The following is a 14925-nucleotide window of genomic DNA, read 5'->3' on the forward strand; positions in this document are numbered from 1 at the left end:
CGCCCAGCGCCCGGCCGGCCAGCCCGCCCGTCCAGGACTCGTGCGCCCGGCTCCGAAGGCCAAGGTCCGCCGTGCCCGCCTGCTGGTCAGCAAGGTCGACCCGTGGTCGGTGCTGAAGATGGCCTTCCTGCTCTCCGTCGCCCTCGGCATCGTCACCGTGGTGGCCTCCATCGTCCTGTGGACGACGCTGGACATCACGGGCATCTTTGACCGGGTCAACGGGCTGCTGACGGAAGTCGCGGGTACCGAGGGCGGCGGATTCGACCTGCGGTCCTACGCCTCGCTGGGACAGGTAGCGTCCTTCGCCACCATCATCGCCGTCGTGAACGTGGTCCTGCTGACCGCACTGGCCATGCTGTCCGCGGTGCTTTACAACATCTCGGCGACGCTGGTCGGCGGCATCGGGGTCACGCTGACGGACGACTGAGCGGATTTGAAGTTCCGGCCCGGCGTACTGTAAAGTCGTATCTCGGCCCGCAAGGGCAGGGGGCGTATAGCTCAGGCGGTTAGAGCGCTTCGCTGATAACGAAGAGGTCCCAGGTTCAAGTCCTGGTACGCCCACGGATGACTGATCCCACCGATGTCGGGAGGACACCGTGAAGAAGTTGCTGCTGATGGCAGCCGCGGCCGCGGGTGTCTTCGTGTACAAGAAGTGGCAGGAATCCGAAGCGGAGAAATCCGCTTGGAGCCGCGCGACCGACAAGGTCGAGTGACTCAAAGCATCGGCCGGTTCGACCGGCCGGACCCTCCGGGGGCATGGCGCAATTGGTAGCGCACCTGCTTTGCAAGCAGGGGGTTAGGGGTTCGAGTCCCCTTGCCTCCACCGGAAACGCGAGGCCCCGATCTACGGATCGGGGCCTCGCTGCGTTCGCGCCCCACTGCTGCTCCCCCGCTGCGTTCGCCCCCCGCGGCCGCGGCGGGATGGGGTTGGCAGGGTTCACCCCTAGGCTGAAGGTGTGATCATTTTCCTGGCCACACTGGCTGTGCTCGGCATCTCCGCGTCCGGTCCCATCATGGCTGCCACTGCCGCCCCCGCCCTGGCCATCGCATTCTGGCGGAACATCATCGGCGCCGTCGTGATGGGAGTACCCGCGGCGATCGGCCGGCGCCAGGAGTTCCGGAAGCTGACGACGTCGGACATCGGCTTCAGCGCGGTGGCGGCCGTCGCATTGGCGCTCCACTTTGCCTGTTTCATCACCGCGTTGCAGCTGACCTCGGTGGCGGCGGCGACTGCTTTGGTCTGCCTGCAGTCGGCCTGGATCGTCCTGTTCAACCGGCTGCGCGGCATCAAGGCGTCCCGGCTGATCTTGTGCGGTGTCGGGCTCGCGTTCGCCGGCGTACTGGTGATCTCCGGGTTCGACCTGCGGCTCTCCAGAGAGGCACTGCTGGGCGACCTGCTCGGCCTGGTCGGCGGGGCCATGGCCGGGGTGTATACGATGGCCGGCGGCCGGGTACGGCGCCGGCTGTCCACGGGACCGTACACCACCATCTGTTACGGATTGTGCGCACTCATCCTGCTGGCTATGGCGTTGGCTTTCGGACAGCCGCTCGCCGGGTTCCCGCCCCAAGCCTGGGCCGGGATCCTGGCCGTGACCGTGGTGGCCCAGTTGCTGGGCCACTCGGTGCTGAACCACCTGCTGGCTGTCCTGAGTCCGCTGGTGGTTTCAATGATCATCCTGCTGGAAATCCCCGGAGCCGCCGCCCTGGCGGCCCTGTTCCTCGGCGAGACCCTTCCGTGGGGCACCTACGCGGGCCTGGCACTGATCCTGGCGGGCCTGGCCGCCGTCGTGCTTTCCCAGAACAGGTCGAAGGTGCAGGGACGCAACCCGGTGCCGGAAGCCAGCGGACCCGGGAGGGACTAACGGCTACAGCCCGCCGCGCGTCACGCGGACCTGCGTGCGGGCCTGGTGGACCCGGCGCAGCAGCTTTGCGGGGTAGTAGACGCTCATGAAGATCAGCATCGGCACCCGCGCCATGCGGCGGTCGATCTTGTGGACGTTGTAGGTGCGCTCGAAGCGCGTGACGTAGTACCGGTAGTCCTTGGGCGAATCTTCCAGCCTCCGGGCCGACATGCCGCTGATCATTTCCGGCACGTATTGGATCCTGAGCGCGTGGTCGGCCAGATGAACGGAGATATCGATGTCCTCGTGCATCTCGTCCGCCTCATCACGGCAAACCTCGTTGCGGATAATGTCCCAGGCTCCGCGGCGGATGGCCATGTTGGATCCGAAGAGGAAGTGGTACTGCTTCTTGGCCAGTTTCAGGACGAAGCGGCGCAGGCGGTCGTCGGCCTGGAGGCCGAAGCGCCGCAGCGGCATGTCGTAGTACAGCACCGGACCGGTGCACGCCATCACTTCCGGGTCGGCGAAAGCCGCTTGCACGCGCTCAACCCAGTCGGGCTCCAGGACGGAATCAGCGTCGATCCTGCCCAGGACTTCTCCGGTGGCATGGTCCAGGCCGAAGTTGCGCGTGGGGATCAGGCCTTGCTCCGCATCCTGCTCGAGCAGGATCAGGGGAACATCGGGGTATTCGGCCTGCATGGCCCGGACCAGGTCGGCTGTCCCGTCGGTCGATTTGTTGTCCACGACGATGATTTCCCAGGGTGCCACGGACTGGCACACCGCGGCGTAGACGCATTGGCGGATAACCGACTCTTCATTGAAGGCCGGGATGACGATCGACACGCTGGGCGCAGCACTTCTCACGGCATGAAATCTACCAGCAGGCTTGCCGGGAGTCCGGGAAGCGGGTCGTGAAGGGGATGGGACGGGAGAGAACAATGGGAGCTCCCCTTCGGGGAGCTCCCATTACGGCGTGTGCTGAAGGAAACTACTTCTTGGTGTCCTTCTCGGCGGCAGCGTCGGCAGCTTCCGCAGCCTTCTGGCCGGCCGCCCGCGCGGAGCGGGTGGGGCCGTTGCCGGTCGTCTTGGCCGTGGCTGCCGCGGCCTCGGAACCCTTATCGGAGACAGAGGTACCCGCTGCGGCATCCGAGGTGGCCGGGGCTGCAGCGTGTTTGGCTGTTGCGGTTTCGGCAGCCCCGGCGGTACCTGTCGAGGTGGAAGTTGTGGAAGTCGAGGCGGAGCTCGAGCTCGACGGACTGGTGGTGGTGGAAACCTGACCCGGTGCCGGAGTCGCACTCGTCGGCTGGACCGGCGTCTTCCACGGATCTTCGACCGGCCGGGCAGCCCGCCATGCGGCCACTCCCGCCGTTGCCGCGGCCGCGAGGATGCCCACGATCAGCCAACCCTTGCCGCCCCCGGACTTCTGCTGGTTTTTCAGCTCCTTGGCAGCCTTCCTGGCATGCCCGGCGGCTGCCTTTTGGGCTTTCTTGAGGGCGCGCTTGGATCCGCCCGCCTTGACGACGGCGGCCTGCACCGAAACGGGCAGCGCGGTCTTGTCCAGCGTCTTCGCGACCTGGTCTGCGGTAGCGGCGAGCCGTGCTGAGACGGTCGGGATGTACTCGTCGACTACTTTGTCCCGGGCATGTGTGATGGCGGGGGCCGCCCGGTCCAAGGTCTCCTGGATGCGCGGAGCAGCCTCATCCACAACGTGGGAAATCTTCGGGGCCAGGCTGTCCAATCCCTCCTGGATCCTCGGCGTCACAGTTACTACGGAGTGGGAAAGATCCTTGGCGGCCTTCTGCAGCCCCCCCTGGATGCGCGGTGAAGCGGTCTCAATGCTCTTTTCGATCCGCGGGACGGCCCAGTTCCGCGCGGCTGCCATCTTGGGAGAGGCCCAGTCCTTGGCTGTTCCCACGAGGACAAAAACATTGCCTTCTGCGTCGTGAGCTATTCGTTTGGTCTTCTTCACTACTACCTCCCGGAAATGGTGACGGTCGTTCATCAGCCTACTTCCTGCACTTGCAGACGGCTATGCCGGCGATGAAACGCGCGGGATTTTCACTCATCGCGGAACCGGCCGCCGGCGGGAACCCAGGGGAATCGCCGTGGAAGAATGGTGCCATGACTGCTATTGCTACAGCTAAGGCCACTATCCACACCAACCACGGCGACATCGTGGTGAACCTGTTCGGCAACCACGCCCCGAAAACCGTGAAGAATTTCATCGGGCTGGCCACCGGCGAGATCACCTGGAAGCACCCGCAGACCGGCGAAGAGACGAACGCTCCGCTCTACGACGGCGTCATCTTCCACCGCATCATTAAGGACTTCATGCTCCAGGGCGGCGATCCGCTGGGCCAGGGCATCGGCGGCCCGGGCTACCAGTTCGACGACGAAATCAACCCCGACCTGAACTTTAACGAGCCCTACAAGCTGGCCATGGCCAACGCCGGCATCCAGGGGGGCCGCGGCACCAACGGCTCGCAGTTCTTCATCACTACCGTTCCCACCACCTGGCTGCAGGGCAAGCACACGATCTTCGGCGACGTCACGGACGAAGCTTCGCGCGCCGTCGTCGATTCCCTCAACGCGGTGGCTACCGACCAGCGGGACAAGCCGCTGGAAGACGTGGTCATCAAGAACATCACGGTCGAGCAGCTCTAAGTTGCCTAATGTCCCCGCCCGGAACCCGGGCGGGGACCTTTTCCCAGCAGGAGCGCCTCCATGTCCTACGGAATGCCGGCCGAACCGCCGCAGACCGATGTCCCCGTCTGCCCGCGGCATCCGGACCGCGTCTCCTACGTGCGCTGCCAGCGTTGCGGACGCCCGGCCTGTCCGGAATGCCAGCGCACGGCGTCGGTTGGCGTTCAGTGCGTCGACTGCGTCAACGAAGCGGCGCGCAGCATGCCGACTGTCCGTACCGTCTATGGCGGGGTGGCCGCGGTCGGCCGTCCCGTGGTCACGCTGACACTGATCGGCATCTGCGCCCTTGCCTATCTGCTGCAGTGGGTCGTTCCCGGCTTCACCGAAAGGTTCCTGTACGCGCCGGTCTACACCCTTCCAAATCCGTTCTACGCGCCGGAACCGTGGCGGATGATCACCTCGGCTTTTCTGCATTCGCCGAATTTCCTCCTGCACATTGCCTTCAACCTCTACGCCTTGTGGATCCTGGGCCGGCACCTGGAGCCCCTGTTGGGGCGGCTGAGGTTCCTTGCGCTGTACCTGCTTTCCGGCTTCGGCGGCTCGGTCGGCGTACTCCTGCTCTCCGCTCCCAACATTCCCGTGGTCGGCGCCTCGGGGGCCATTTTCGGCCTCTTCGGCGCACTGTTCATCGTGCAGCGGCAACGCGGCGGCGAGGTCAGATCGCTGTTGGTGCTGATCGGCATCAACGCGGTGCTCGGATTCGTGGTCTCCGGCATTGCCTGGCAGGCGCACTTGGGCGGACTGCTGGTTGGTGCCTTGTCCGCTGTGGTGCTGGCCTACGCGCCGAAGGGAAAGAATCGAAGCGTTGTCCAGTTCACCGGGCTGGCTGCCATACTCCTGGTGCTGGTGGCGGTCACTGCCCTGACGGCGATGACGTAACCCCGGCCGGCTTCCGCCAAGGCGGGCAGGAAAAGTGTCCTGGAGGACGCGGTTCCTGCCCGCCTTTCCTGTGTGGTCCCGTTTGCCGGACCGACAATCTCCGGGCAGTCCCGCCCGGGGGCTGGCTGTAGGCGCACGCTGTGCCCGACGGGCCCCTCTCACTCCCTCCGGCGCGCGTGCCGTGCAACTGCGCGTTTTCCCCAACCTGCTTTCCCCATCCTGTGGGCTGGCTGTGGAAAGTTCCGCCGCGCTCCCTGAGGTGAAAGGATGTTATCCACAGGAGTTATGCACAGTGAGGATAAGTTACACACATGTAATTCCACAGCTGTGGATAACGTGATGGCAGGGGACAGAAGAGGTGGACGGAAGTAATCCCCAAAGTTATGCACGTCTGTGGATAAGTTCGGTCTACAACTGTGAAAACGTGGACAACTAAGCCTGCAGCCCCTGCAATTAGCCGAGCACTACAGTGGAAAAGGCGAAACATTCGTCCGGCCGAAGACATATGCAGACCCTGCAAACCGGCCTTCAGGTAGCCTTGAAATCCGGTCCCCTCGCTCGACCAGCCACGGGGCCCACGCGGCCGTCCCGGACCCAGGCGATAGTCGGATCGAATGCGCCGCGCCCCATGCCTTGTGAACGGCCGGCTGCGGCCTCTCGGAGGATCTGCTTCCTACCGGCCTGTCGCAGGCCGGGCCATCCAAGCTCCCTCCCGTGAAGGGAAGGAACAACAGAAGGAATCTACGTGACTACCGAAACCGGCAACTCCACACGAATCGACCTCACCCGCGAGGAGATCTTCAGCGCCCATGAGGGCGGCAAGCTGCAGATTGGCCTCACCGCACCGTTGGACACCAAGCGCGATCTCTCCATCGCCTACACGCCGGGTGTGGCCCAAGTCAGCCGCGCCATCAACGCCGACCCGGAAATGGCCGGGAAGTACACGTGGGCCTCCCGGCTGGTGGCAGTGGTCTCCGACGGCACCGCGGTGCTGGGGTTGGGCAACATCGGGGCGGCTGCGTCACTGCCGGTGATGGAGGGGAAGGCTGCCCTCTTCAAGCAGTTTGCCGGACTGGACTCCATCCCGCTGGTACTCGAGACCACCGACGTTGACGAGATCATTGAGACCCTGGTGCGGCTGCGGTCGAGCTTCGGCGCCGTCAACCTTGAAGACATTTCGGCGCCACGCTGCTTCGAGCTCGAAGCCCGCCTCATTGAGGCCCTGGACATGCCGGTCATGCACGACGACCAGCACGGCACCGCCGTGGTAGCCCTTGCGGCGCTGACCAATGCCGCCCAGGTGGTCAACCGCGAGCTGGCGTCGCTCAAGGTGGTTATTTCGGGCGCGGGTGCGGCGGGCATCGCCGTCGCCGAAATCCTCCTGGCCGCCGGCGTTGCCGACGTGATCCTGCTGGATTCGCGCGGCATCATCCACGGCGACCGCGGCGATTTGACCGAGGTCAAGGCCTCCTATGCTGCCCGCACAAACCCGCGCGGAGTCACCGGCGGCAGCGCGCAGGCGCTCGACGGGGCAGACGTGCTGATCGGGGTCTCCTCCGGCACGATCCCGGAAGAGACCCTGGAGAAGATGTCCGACGACGCCATCATCTTCGCGCTGTCCAACCCGGATCCGGAAGTACACCCGGAGACCGCCGCGAAGTTCGCGAAGGTTGTGGCCACCGGCCGCAGCGATTTCCCCAACCAGATCAACAACGTCCTGGCTTTCCCGGGCATCTTCCGCGGCGCACTGGACGCGGGTGCCCGCCGCATCACCCCGGCCATGAAGGTTGCCGCGGCCGAGGCAATCGCGGGAATCGTTGGGGAAGACCTCGCGGCCGATTACATCATCCCCAGCCCGCTGGACCCCCGGGTGGCCCCGGCCGTTACCGCTGCCGTGATGGCCGCCGCAGACGCCGGCTGAGCCTACCCTGGCAGCCGCCCTGCCGGGGCCCGTCCCCGTATCCCGGGAGCGGGCTTCCGGCGCACCTGCCCGGTCAGGCGGGCTTTAGAGCCATCGGTTGCGCCTGAAGAACCAGTAAAGCCCGAGGGCCGTCAGGAACATCAGAACCAGCGACATCGGGTAGCCGAACGCCCAGTCCAGTTCCGGCATCACCGTGAAGTTCATCCCGTAGACGGCGGCCACCAAAGTCGGGGCGAAGAGTATGGCCGCCCATGACGAGATGCGCTTGACCTGTTCGTTCTGGGCAACACTGGTTTCGGTGAGTTTCTGGGCCTGCAGGGTGGAGCTGAGGCTCAGGGCGTTCTGCAGGACGGCACGGAAGGCGTCGACGCGCTCGTTCAGCCGGATGACATGGTCCTCGACGTCGCGCAGGCCGCGGGCCACCTCAAGGTCCAGGTCAGGGTTTTTGGTGCCTCGTTCGAGGACGGCGATCATCCCCTCCAGCGGGTGCAGGGCACGCTGGAACTCGATGACTTCGCGCAGCAGCTCGTAGATCCGTCGGGAAACGTCGGGATCGCCGCCGAAGAGCTGGTCTTCGATCTCGTCGATGTCGTTCTCCAGGCCGAGCACCACGGGTTCGTACTCGTCGACGACCTGGTCCAGGACCGCGTAGAGCGCCGCCTGCGGTCCCGTCGCCAGCAGGTCGGGCACGGACTCCATACGCTGCCGCACGTGGGCCAGATCCGGCGACTCCGCGTGCCTGACGGTGATCAGGAAGTCCCGCCCCATGAAGACGTGCAGTTCGCCGAACTCCACCTTCTCCGTTTCGTCGATGTAGCGCGCGGGCCGGAGGACGGTGAACAGCGTGCGGCCGTACTGTTCCAGCTTGGCCCGCTGATGGCCGCGCAAGGCGTCCTCCACGGCCAGGTGGTGAAGATCGAACTCCGCTGCCACGGCGGCCAGCTCCGGCTCGCTCGGCCGGTAGAGCCCTATCCACGCCATGCCCGAGTACCGGTGCAGCTCGCTGAACGTCTGCTCCAGGGTTTCGGGCGTGGCGGCACGGACGCCGTCGACGTAGATGCCGTTATCAACCAGCATGACTGCCTACGAGCGCCACCTGGTCGTCATCAGGAAGCCCGCGATGGCGATGCCGAACCCGATCATGATGTTCCAGGACCCTGCTGCCGGCAGCGGCCACGCTCCCTGCGTGATGTAGAAAACGATGATCCACAGCAGGCCGATGATCATGAGGCCGAACATGACCGGTTTGAACCACACGGGGTTGGGCTTATTGCCTTTGGCGGTCAATTCCTCGGGACGCCGTTCGGTCCTCTTGCGGCGCTTCGACTCGGGCACAGATCCTCCGGGGCATCAAGGGGTGGTTGGCACTGGCAGGCCGGGGCCGCGATCTTCACGCGAGTCCGCCGCCGCCGCCGACCGTCTAGCTGTTTAGTCTAGCCAATGTATGTGACGTTCGCCGCCGCGCATTTGCCGGGATCACCGCGGGGGACCGATCATAGTGTGAGTGCTGCTGTTGCCGCCTTGGCTCCCGTTCCCCCGACGGAGTGCCGGCCGGCTCCCGCAGTCCCCCGTCCCGGAACAACTCCACGATTGGCACGACTGTCACATGAGCAAGACTCCGCGCATCCTCGTCATCGACAACTATGACAGCTTCGTCTACACCCTGGTCGGCTACCTTCAGGAACTCGGCGCGGAAACGACTGTGGTGCGCAACGATGACGTCACCCTCGAGGAAGCGGTTGAACTGGCCGGAGTCCGCGACGGGGTCTTGGTCTCCCCCGGCCCGGGAACGCCTGCCGAGGCGGGCATCTGCGTCGAGCTGATCCGTTGGTGCGGCCGGGAAGCAAAGCCGATGTTCGGCGTGTGCCTGGGCCACCAGGCGTTGGCCGAGGCCTATGGCGCCACCGTCACCCATGCCCCCGAATTGATGCACGGGAAGACCTCGCACGTGACCCACGGCGACCAGAACGCCTTCCTGGGCGTTCCGAACCCGTTCACGGCCACCCGCTACCACTCGCTGGCGGCCGTGCGCAGCACCATCCCTGCCGAACTCGAAATCACCGCGGAGACCGACAGCGGAGTCGTGATGGGGCTGGCCCATCGGAGCGCGCCGCTGTGGGGCGTGCAGTTCCATCCCGAATCGGTGCTGACCGAAGGCGGCTACCTGATGCTCGGTAACTGGCTGGAGTCGCTCGGCGCGGAGGGAACGGCCGAACGCGCCGCCACGCTCAGCCCGCTCATTACCCACTGAACCGCTCCGGGGCGGGACTGCGCGACCGGTCGCGGGGACCAGGCTGCCACGGATGCTGTCAGTCGTCGCTGTTCCCGTTGCCCCGGCCGTTCCCGTTGCCGCGGCCGTTCCCGTTGCCGGAGTTGTTGCCTCTGTCGGAGCCCTCATCCGGGTCGGGCGCAGGCGTTTCGGAGGGCTCGGGGGGCGGCGGTGCAACCGCAACGGTCAGGACTATCTCAGTCCCCTGTTCGACGTCCGTTCCCGCTTTAACGCTCTGGCCGACGACGGTGCCGGGTGCGACCACCTCGTTGTCGACCTCTTGTACCCGGTAGGGCAGGGCAACGGCCGCGTCTTCCAGCATCGTGCCGGCTTCTTCAACAGTTTTGTTCATCAGGGCCGGAACGCGCACCATGCCGTTCGAGATGACCAGGTCCACCGTGGAACCGGTCTTGACCTTCTCGCCGGGGGCGGGCTTGGTGGTCACCACATTCCCGCGCGGCATGGAGGCACTGTTCGCCGGGACGTTTTCCCCCGGTTCCAGGCCCAGATTCCGGAGCTTGTCCCGGACCTCCGCCTCGGTGCGGCCGGCCAGGTCCTTGGGAATGGTAGCAAATTCGCTACCCTCGGAGATGTAGACCACGACCTGGCTGCCCGGTTCCAGCTGTTCTCCGACGTCCGGATCGGTTCGGGTTGCCATGCCCGCCTCGACGTCGTCGCTGAACTCCTGTTCAACCCGTGGCTTGAGATCCGCTGCCCAGATGGCGTTGGTGGCGGCGTTCTGGTCCATCCCCGCCACAGCCGGAACGGCAACCGTATCCGGGACGGCGTTCTGCACCAGCATGTTGTAGACGTAGTAGCCTCCGCCCACCAGGACCAGCAGCAAGGCAATGATCAGCGTGACGATCCATGCCCGGCGCTTGGCCCGGCGCTCGGGTTCGATGTCGTCTTCACTGCCCACGGCCAAGGCGGTGGGAAGCTGCCCGCGGTCGTAGGAGGCCGTTTCCGGCCCGGCGTCGTCATCAGGCGAGTAGGCGGTGTGGGACAGGTCAGGAGTTTCCCCGGCCACGGCGTGGGCCGGCTGGGTGATTAGTTCGGTGGCGGGAGCCAGTGCGGGAAACGCTTCCGTCGCCGGCCCGGCCGCCTGGTGCGGCGTCCCGCCCAGCGCCGCACGCAGCGCGTCCGCGAAGGCAGCGGCCGTCTGGAACCGGTCCGCCTTGTCTTTTTGCAGCGCATGTTCCAGTACGGAATCCAAGGCAGGCGTAACGTCCGGGTTGAAGCGGCTCGCCGGTTCGGGGAGTTCGCGGACGTGCTGGTAGGCCACGGACACCGGGCTGTCACCGATGAAGGGCGGACGACCGGCAAGCATTTCGTAGAGCAGGCAGGCGGCCGAGTACAAGTCGCTGCGCGCGTCCACGGCTTCACCCCGGGCCTGCTCCGGGGAAAGGTACTGTGCGGTCCCCAGAACCGCCTGGGTCTGCGTCATCGTGGCGGCCGAATCGGCCAGCGCACGCGCGATGCCGAAGTCCATCACCTTCACGTTGCCCTCGGGCGTGACCATGACGTTGGCCGGCTTGATGTCGCGGTGCACAATGCCCGAGCGGTGGCTGTATTCGAGCGCGGCCAGGACGCCGAGGGCATAGCGGACCGAGTCCTCGATGCCCAGCTCGCGGCCCTTGATGAATTCACGCAGCGTCCGGCCCCGGACGTACTCCATCACGATGAACGGGACCTTGACGTCGTGCTCCGCCGCGCCGGGAAGATCCATGTCCCCCGTGTCGTACACGGCAACGATTGCCGGGTGGTTCAGCCCGGCCACCGCCTGGGCTTCGCGCCGAAACCGGGACTGGAGCATCGGGTCGCGGGCCAGGTCGGTCCGCAGCTGCTTGACCGCCACCGAGCGGCCCAGGCGGATGTCACGGCCCAGCAGCACATCGGCCATCCCGCCGCGTCCGATGAGTTCCCCCACCTCGTAGCGGCCAGCCAGGATGTGCGGCGAGTCCACTGGTTGTCGTCCTTCCATCAGGCCGACCAGGATTCGGTCACGGCTTACCGCCGCGCGTGTCGGGAGCGGAGGTCGGCAGGCCCTTGGCATCCGGCGAGCCCGTCTCTGTCGGGGCCGGAGTTTCTTCTTCTTCTTCCGGCCCACTGGAGACAACGTAGCTGACGGTCGACCCGACCGGAACGTCACCGCCGTCGGGAGACAGGCTGAGCACGGTGCCAGGCTCTTCATCGCTCGGCTGCTCGCCCGACTTCTGCGGTACCAGGTTCAGTCCGATCAGGGCCTCGCGAACCCGCTGCTCGGACTGCCCGGCCAGACCGTTGGGAATGGTGACGGTTCCGGGGCCGGTGGAGTAGGTGACGGTGATTGCTTCGCCAACGACGACGGCGCCGGTCGGCGCGATGTCGATGACGGTATTCTCGGCTTCGCCGCTCTCCACCGGGTTGGGAACCACCTGGTAGCCCATGTTTTCGAGCTCGGCCCGGACCTCGCTGAAGGGTCGGCCCAGGAACGCATTCGCCGCCAGCTGGTTCGTCTCCGGCGTTGCCGTTTCGCGCGGTTCCTCGGTCTCTTCTTCCGTTGGCGTTGCGGAGGTGGTCTTCGGCGCCGCCCGTGTCGTCGAGCTCGATGCCGACGACGAGGACTCCGCAACGCCGGTGGGGGTCAGCATGGGCAGCAGGATCGCGCCGGCCACGGCGAACAGAATCAACAGGATCAAACCGACCAGCGGCCAGGTCCAGGGACTGCGTTTCTTCTGCTGGCGGCGCGGTGTTTCTTCAGGCTCATCGCTGTCCAGATCCTGATCGGTCCAGTCCCGTTCGGCGCCGAGGCCCGCTGCTGCTGCTGCACCGCCGACGGCGGGCAGCTGGGAGGTCCCGGCGCTGACGGCGCGCGTCGGAGCGGTTCCGGGGGCGGGCACCGGAGCAGTCATCAAACCGGTGCTGTCGTCCCCACCGAACAGCAACATTCCCGGGACAGCTGCCTCGGCGGCACGGATATTGCCGGCACGGATGGCGTCGGCCGCCTCGGCGAGCTTTTCCGCGTTGGCCGGCCGGTCGGCCGGGTCCTTGGCCAGCATGGACATCAGCAGAGCGCGGACCGGCCGGGGCAGGGATTCGGGCAGTGGCGGGGGAGTGTCGTTGACCTGGGCCAGGGCAATGGCTATCTGCGATTCACCGGAGAACGGCCGGGAACCGGAGAGGCACTCGTAGCCGATGACGCCGAGCGAATAGATGTCGCTTTGTCCGGTAGCAGTCTGTCCCGTCGCCTGCTCGGGCGCCAGATACTGGGCGGTGCCCATGACCTGCCCGGTCGCGGTCAGCGGAACCTGATCGGCCAGCCGCGCAATGCCGAAGTCGGTGATCTTGACCCGGCCCTCCGGCGTGATCAGCAGGTTTCCGGGCTTGACGTCGCGATGCACCAGGCCCTGGGCATGGGCGACGGCCAGCGCCTTGGCCGTCTGGGTGATGATGGACAGCGTCCGGTCGGGCGAGAGCACGCGCTCGCGCTCGATGATCGCCGAGAGCGGATGCCCGGGCACGAGTTCCATCACGAGGTAGGCGGATCCGGCCTCTTCGCCGTAATCAAAGACATTGGCAATACCGGTGTGGTTCAGCAGCGCGGTGTGCCGGGCCTCTGCGCGGAAGCGGTTGAGGAAGCCCGGGTCGCCCGTGTACTCCTCTTTGAGGACCTTGATGGCGACGATGCGGCCCAGGACCTGGTCCTGCGCCTTCCAGACCTCACCCATGCCGCCGATGGCGATACGTTCAGTGAGCTGGTACCTGCCGCCTAAGGTGATACCCGAGCTAGGTCTCACTTATTTAACACCGCCTCTAGGAGTTGCCGAGCACTTGGACTTGAGAGTGAAGAACCGGTCGTTACATCGACGTCCTCGAAGACGACGGATACGACGGCCTGGGGGTCATCCGCCGGTGCGAATCCGGTGAACCACGAGTTGTTTCCTGCTTCGCCGGCCAGCAGTTCTGCCGTACCGGTCTTGCCGGCCACCTCGACGCCCGGAATGGCGGCTCCGCCGCCGATGCCCCTGCTGACCACATTGACCATCCAGTCCTGAATCAGCCGGGCGTTGTCTGCGGAAAGGGAACGTTGCAGTTCCTGGGGTTTGGGGCTGTCCATGACGCGCAGGTCGGGCGCGCGCACGGTGCGCACGAGGTTCGGCTTCATCAAGACGCCGTCGTTGGCGATCGCACCGGTCATCATGGCCACCTGCAGGGGGGTCACGCGGACGTCGTACTGGCCGATGGCCGACTGGGCGAGCAGGTCATCGCTCATGCCGGTCGGGAACTGGCTCGCGGTGACGTGGGTGGGGATCTGGTAGGACTCGCCGAATCCGAACTTGGCGGCCTGTTCCGCAATGGCGTCTTCCCCCAGGTCCATGGCGATCTGCGCGAAGGGCGTGTTGCAGGATTGCTCCAGGGCAAAGGAGAAGCCGACGGTGGTCCGCGCCGCACAGCCGCCGTTAACGTAGTTCGGCAACTCGACGTTGGTGCCCGGAAGCGGCAGCGTCGGGGGATTGTCGAGCTTGCTGTCGGCGTCGTACTGGCCGGATTCCAGGGCGGCAGCCGTCACCGCGAGCTTGAACACGGAGCCCGGAGCCAACAGGCTCTCGGTGGCGGGGTTGGTGAACGGAGACAGGCCCGGCACCTTCTCCAATTCGGCCATGTTCTGCGTGACCTCTTCGGTGTTGTGCCCCGCCAGGTCATTCGGATCGAAGCTGGGCTTGGAGACCATCGCGAGGATGTTGCCGGTGTCCGGTTCCATCACCACGATCGAGCCCTTCACGCCGTCGGGAATCAGGTCCCAGGCCAACTGCTGCAGCTCGGCGTCCAGGGTCAGCTCCACGGAGGCGCCCTCGACCTGGCCGCCGGAGAACATCTGCACGATCTGTTCGTAGAAGAACTCGTCGCCGGAACCGGAGAGCTGATCGTTCATCGCAGACTCCATCTGGGTGGAGCCGTATACCAACGAGTAGAAACCGGTGATCGGCGCGTAGAGCGCGGGCTCGTTGTAGACGCGCTGGTAGGCGAACTCGTCGTCCGAGGGAACCGACTCGGCGATCGGCTCGCCGCCCACCAGGATGGCGCCCCGGTTCTTGTCGAAGTCTTTGTAGATGGTCCGGCTGTTCCACGGGTTGGCGTTGAGGTTTTCGGCCTCGAAGAATTGCACGACCGTGAGCGATCCAAACAGCAGCGCGAACATCGCGATGGCGACGATCCAGGTATTGCGGATGGCCTGGTTCATGGTTGGATCACCTCCGTGGATCCGGTGTTCCGTGCTTGGGTCTGGTTGCGTCGCGCCGGCCGGTCACCCGGCGGCCGCCGGCCGGCGGCCG

Annotated in this window: 14 protein-coding genes and 2 tRNA genes; 9 read left to right on the forward strand and 7 right to left on the reverse strand. The window is 65.8% G+C overall.

The annotated features are described in order from the left end of the window. The 5 genes from AC5RUJ_RS03465 to AC5RUJ_RS03485 form a co-directional block, all read left to right on the forward strand. The coding region (locus AC5RUJ_RS03465) for a DUF3566 domain-containing protein (protein ID WP_494093231.1) at nt 1–427 on the forward strand (427 nt) is incomplete at its 5' end. A 60-nt stretch (nt 428–487) separates the two neighbouring features. Beyond that, nucleotides 488–561, forward strand: a tRNA-Ile gene (locus tag AC5RUJ_RS03470). A gap of 35 nt (nt 562–596) precedes the next feature. Beyond that, on the forward strand, nt 597–713 hold the full coding sequence (locus AC5RUJ_RS03475) for a DLW-39 family protein (protein WP_493978246.1): 117 nt from the start codon (nt 597–599) through the stop codon (nt 711–713). A gap of 37 nt (nt 714–750) precedes the next feature. After that, nucleotides 751–823: transfer RNA gene (locus AC5RUJ_RS03480), tRNA-Ala, on the forward strand. Between the two features lie 133 nt (nt 824–956). Further along, nucleotides 957–1862, forward strand: coding sequence for a DMT family transporter (locus AC5RUJ_RS03485; RefSeq protein WP_494074742.1), 906 nt, complete (start codon nt 957–959; stop codon nt 1860–1862). Nucleotides 1863–1865: 3 nt separating this feature from the next. Here AC5RUJ_RS03485 and AC5RUJ_RS03490 read toward each other — a convergent pair whose 3' ends face one another. After that, nucleotides 1866–2705, reverse strand: coding sequence for a glycosyltransferase family 2 protein (locus AC5RUJ_RS03490; RefSeq protein ID WP_494001207.1), 840 nt, complete (start codon nt 2703–2705; stop codon nt 1866–1868). Between the two features lie 124 nt (nt 2706–2829). Next, nucleotides 2830–3843, reverse strand: a complete 1014-nt coding sequence (locus AC5RUJ_RS03495) for a hypothetical protein (RefSeq protein WP_494013429.1) — start codon at nt 3841–3843, stop codon at nt 2830–2832. 119 nt (nt 3844–3962) lie between these two features. Here AC5RUJ_RS03495 and AC5RUJ_RS03500 point away from each other — a divergent pair, with 119 nt between their 5' ends. From AC5RUJ_RS03500 to AC5RUJ_RS03510, 3 genes are all read left to right on the forward strand, one after another. After that, complete coding sequence (locus AC5RUJ_RS03500; RefSeq protein WP_494001209.1) at nt 3963–4505, forward strand: peptidylprolyl isomerase; 543 nt, start codon at nt 3963–3965, stop codon at nt 4503–4505. Nucleotides 4506–4565: 60 nt separating this feature from the next. Further along, complete coding sequence (locus AC5RUJ_RS03505) at nt 4566–5423, forward strand: rhomboid family intramembrane serine protease (protein WP_494155605.1); 858 nt, start codon at nt 4566–4568, stop codon at nt 5421–5423. A gap of 745 nt (nt 5424–6168) precedes the next feature. Further along, nucleotides 6169–7344 (forward strand): NAD(P)-dependent malic enzyme, encoded by a 1176-nt coding sequence (locus tag AC5RUJ_RS03510; protein WP_494013426.1) that lies wholly within the window; start codon nt 6169–6171, stop codon nt 7342–7344. A gap of 84 nt (nt 7345–7428) precedes the next feature. On the opposite strand, the gene AC5RUJ_RS03515 is transcribed toward AC5RUJ_RS03510, so the two are convergent. Together AC5RUJ_RS03515 and AC5RUJ_RS03520 are read right to left on the reverse strand one after the other, a co-directional pair. Continuing rightward, nucleotides 7429–8421, reverse strand: coding sequence for a magnesium and cobalt transport protein CorA (locus AC5RUJ_RS03515; RefSeq protein WP_494001212.1), 993 nt, complete (start codon nt 8419–8421; stop codon nt 7429–7431). 6 nt (nt 8422–8427) lie between these two features. Then, nucleotides 8428–8679, reverse strand: a complete 252-nt coding sequence (locus AC5RUJ_RS03520; protein ID WP_494001213.1) for a cell division protein CrgA — start codon at nt 8677–8679, stop codon at nt 8428–8430. A gap of 271 nt (nt 8680–8950) precedes the next feature. Between AC5RUJ_RS03520 and AC5RUJ_RS03525 the strand changes: the two genes are divergently transcribed. After that, complete coding sequence (locus AC5RUJ_RS03525; RefSeq protein ID WP_494074744.1) at nt 8951–9595, forward strand: anthranilate synthase component II; 645 nt, start codon at nt 8951–8953, stop codon at nt 9593–9595. Between the two features lie 58 nt (nt 9596–9653). On the opposite strand, the gene pknB is transcribed toward AC5RUJ_RS03525, so the two are convergent. From pknB to AC5RUJ_RS03540, 3 genes are read right to left on the reverse strand one after another with little or no spacing between them, the layout of a single operon-like run. Then, the gene (pknB, locus tag AC5RUJ_RS03530; RefSeq protein WP_494074745.1) at nt 9654–11594 is read right to left on the reverse strand and encodes a Stk1 family PASTA domain-containing Ser/Thr kinase; all 1941 of its coding nucleotides are present in this window, start codon (nt 11592–11594) and stop codon (nt 9654–9656) included. A gap of 19 nt (nt 11595–11613) precedes the next feature. Next, entirely contained in the window at nt 11614–13389 is a 1776-nt protein-coding gene (locus tag AC5RUJ_RS03535; RefSeq protein WP_494128264.1) for a protein kinase domain-containing protein, read from the reverse strand. Then, a complete protein-coding gene (locus tag AC5RUJ_RS03540; RefSeq protein ID WP_494001217.1) occupies nt 13386–14834 on the reverse strand; it encodes a peptidoglycan D,D-transpeptidase FtsI family protein in 1449 nt (482 codons plus the stop codon). The genes AC5RUJ_RS03535 and AC5RUJ_RS03540 overlap by 4 nt, the downstream gene beginning before the upstream one ends. Between the last annotated feature and the right edge of the window lie 91 nt (nt 14835–14925).

The sequence above is a fragment of the Arthrobacter sp. Y3223164 genome (assembly GCF_059091005.1).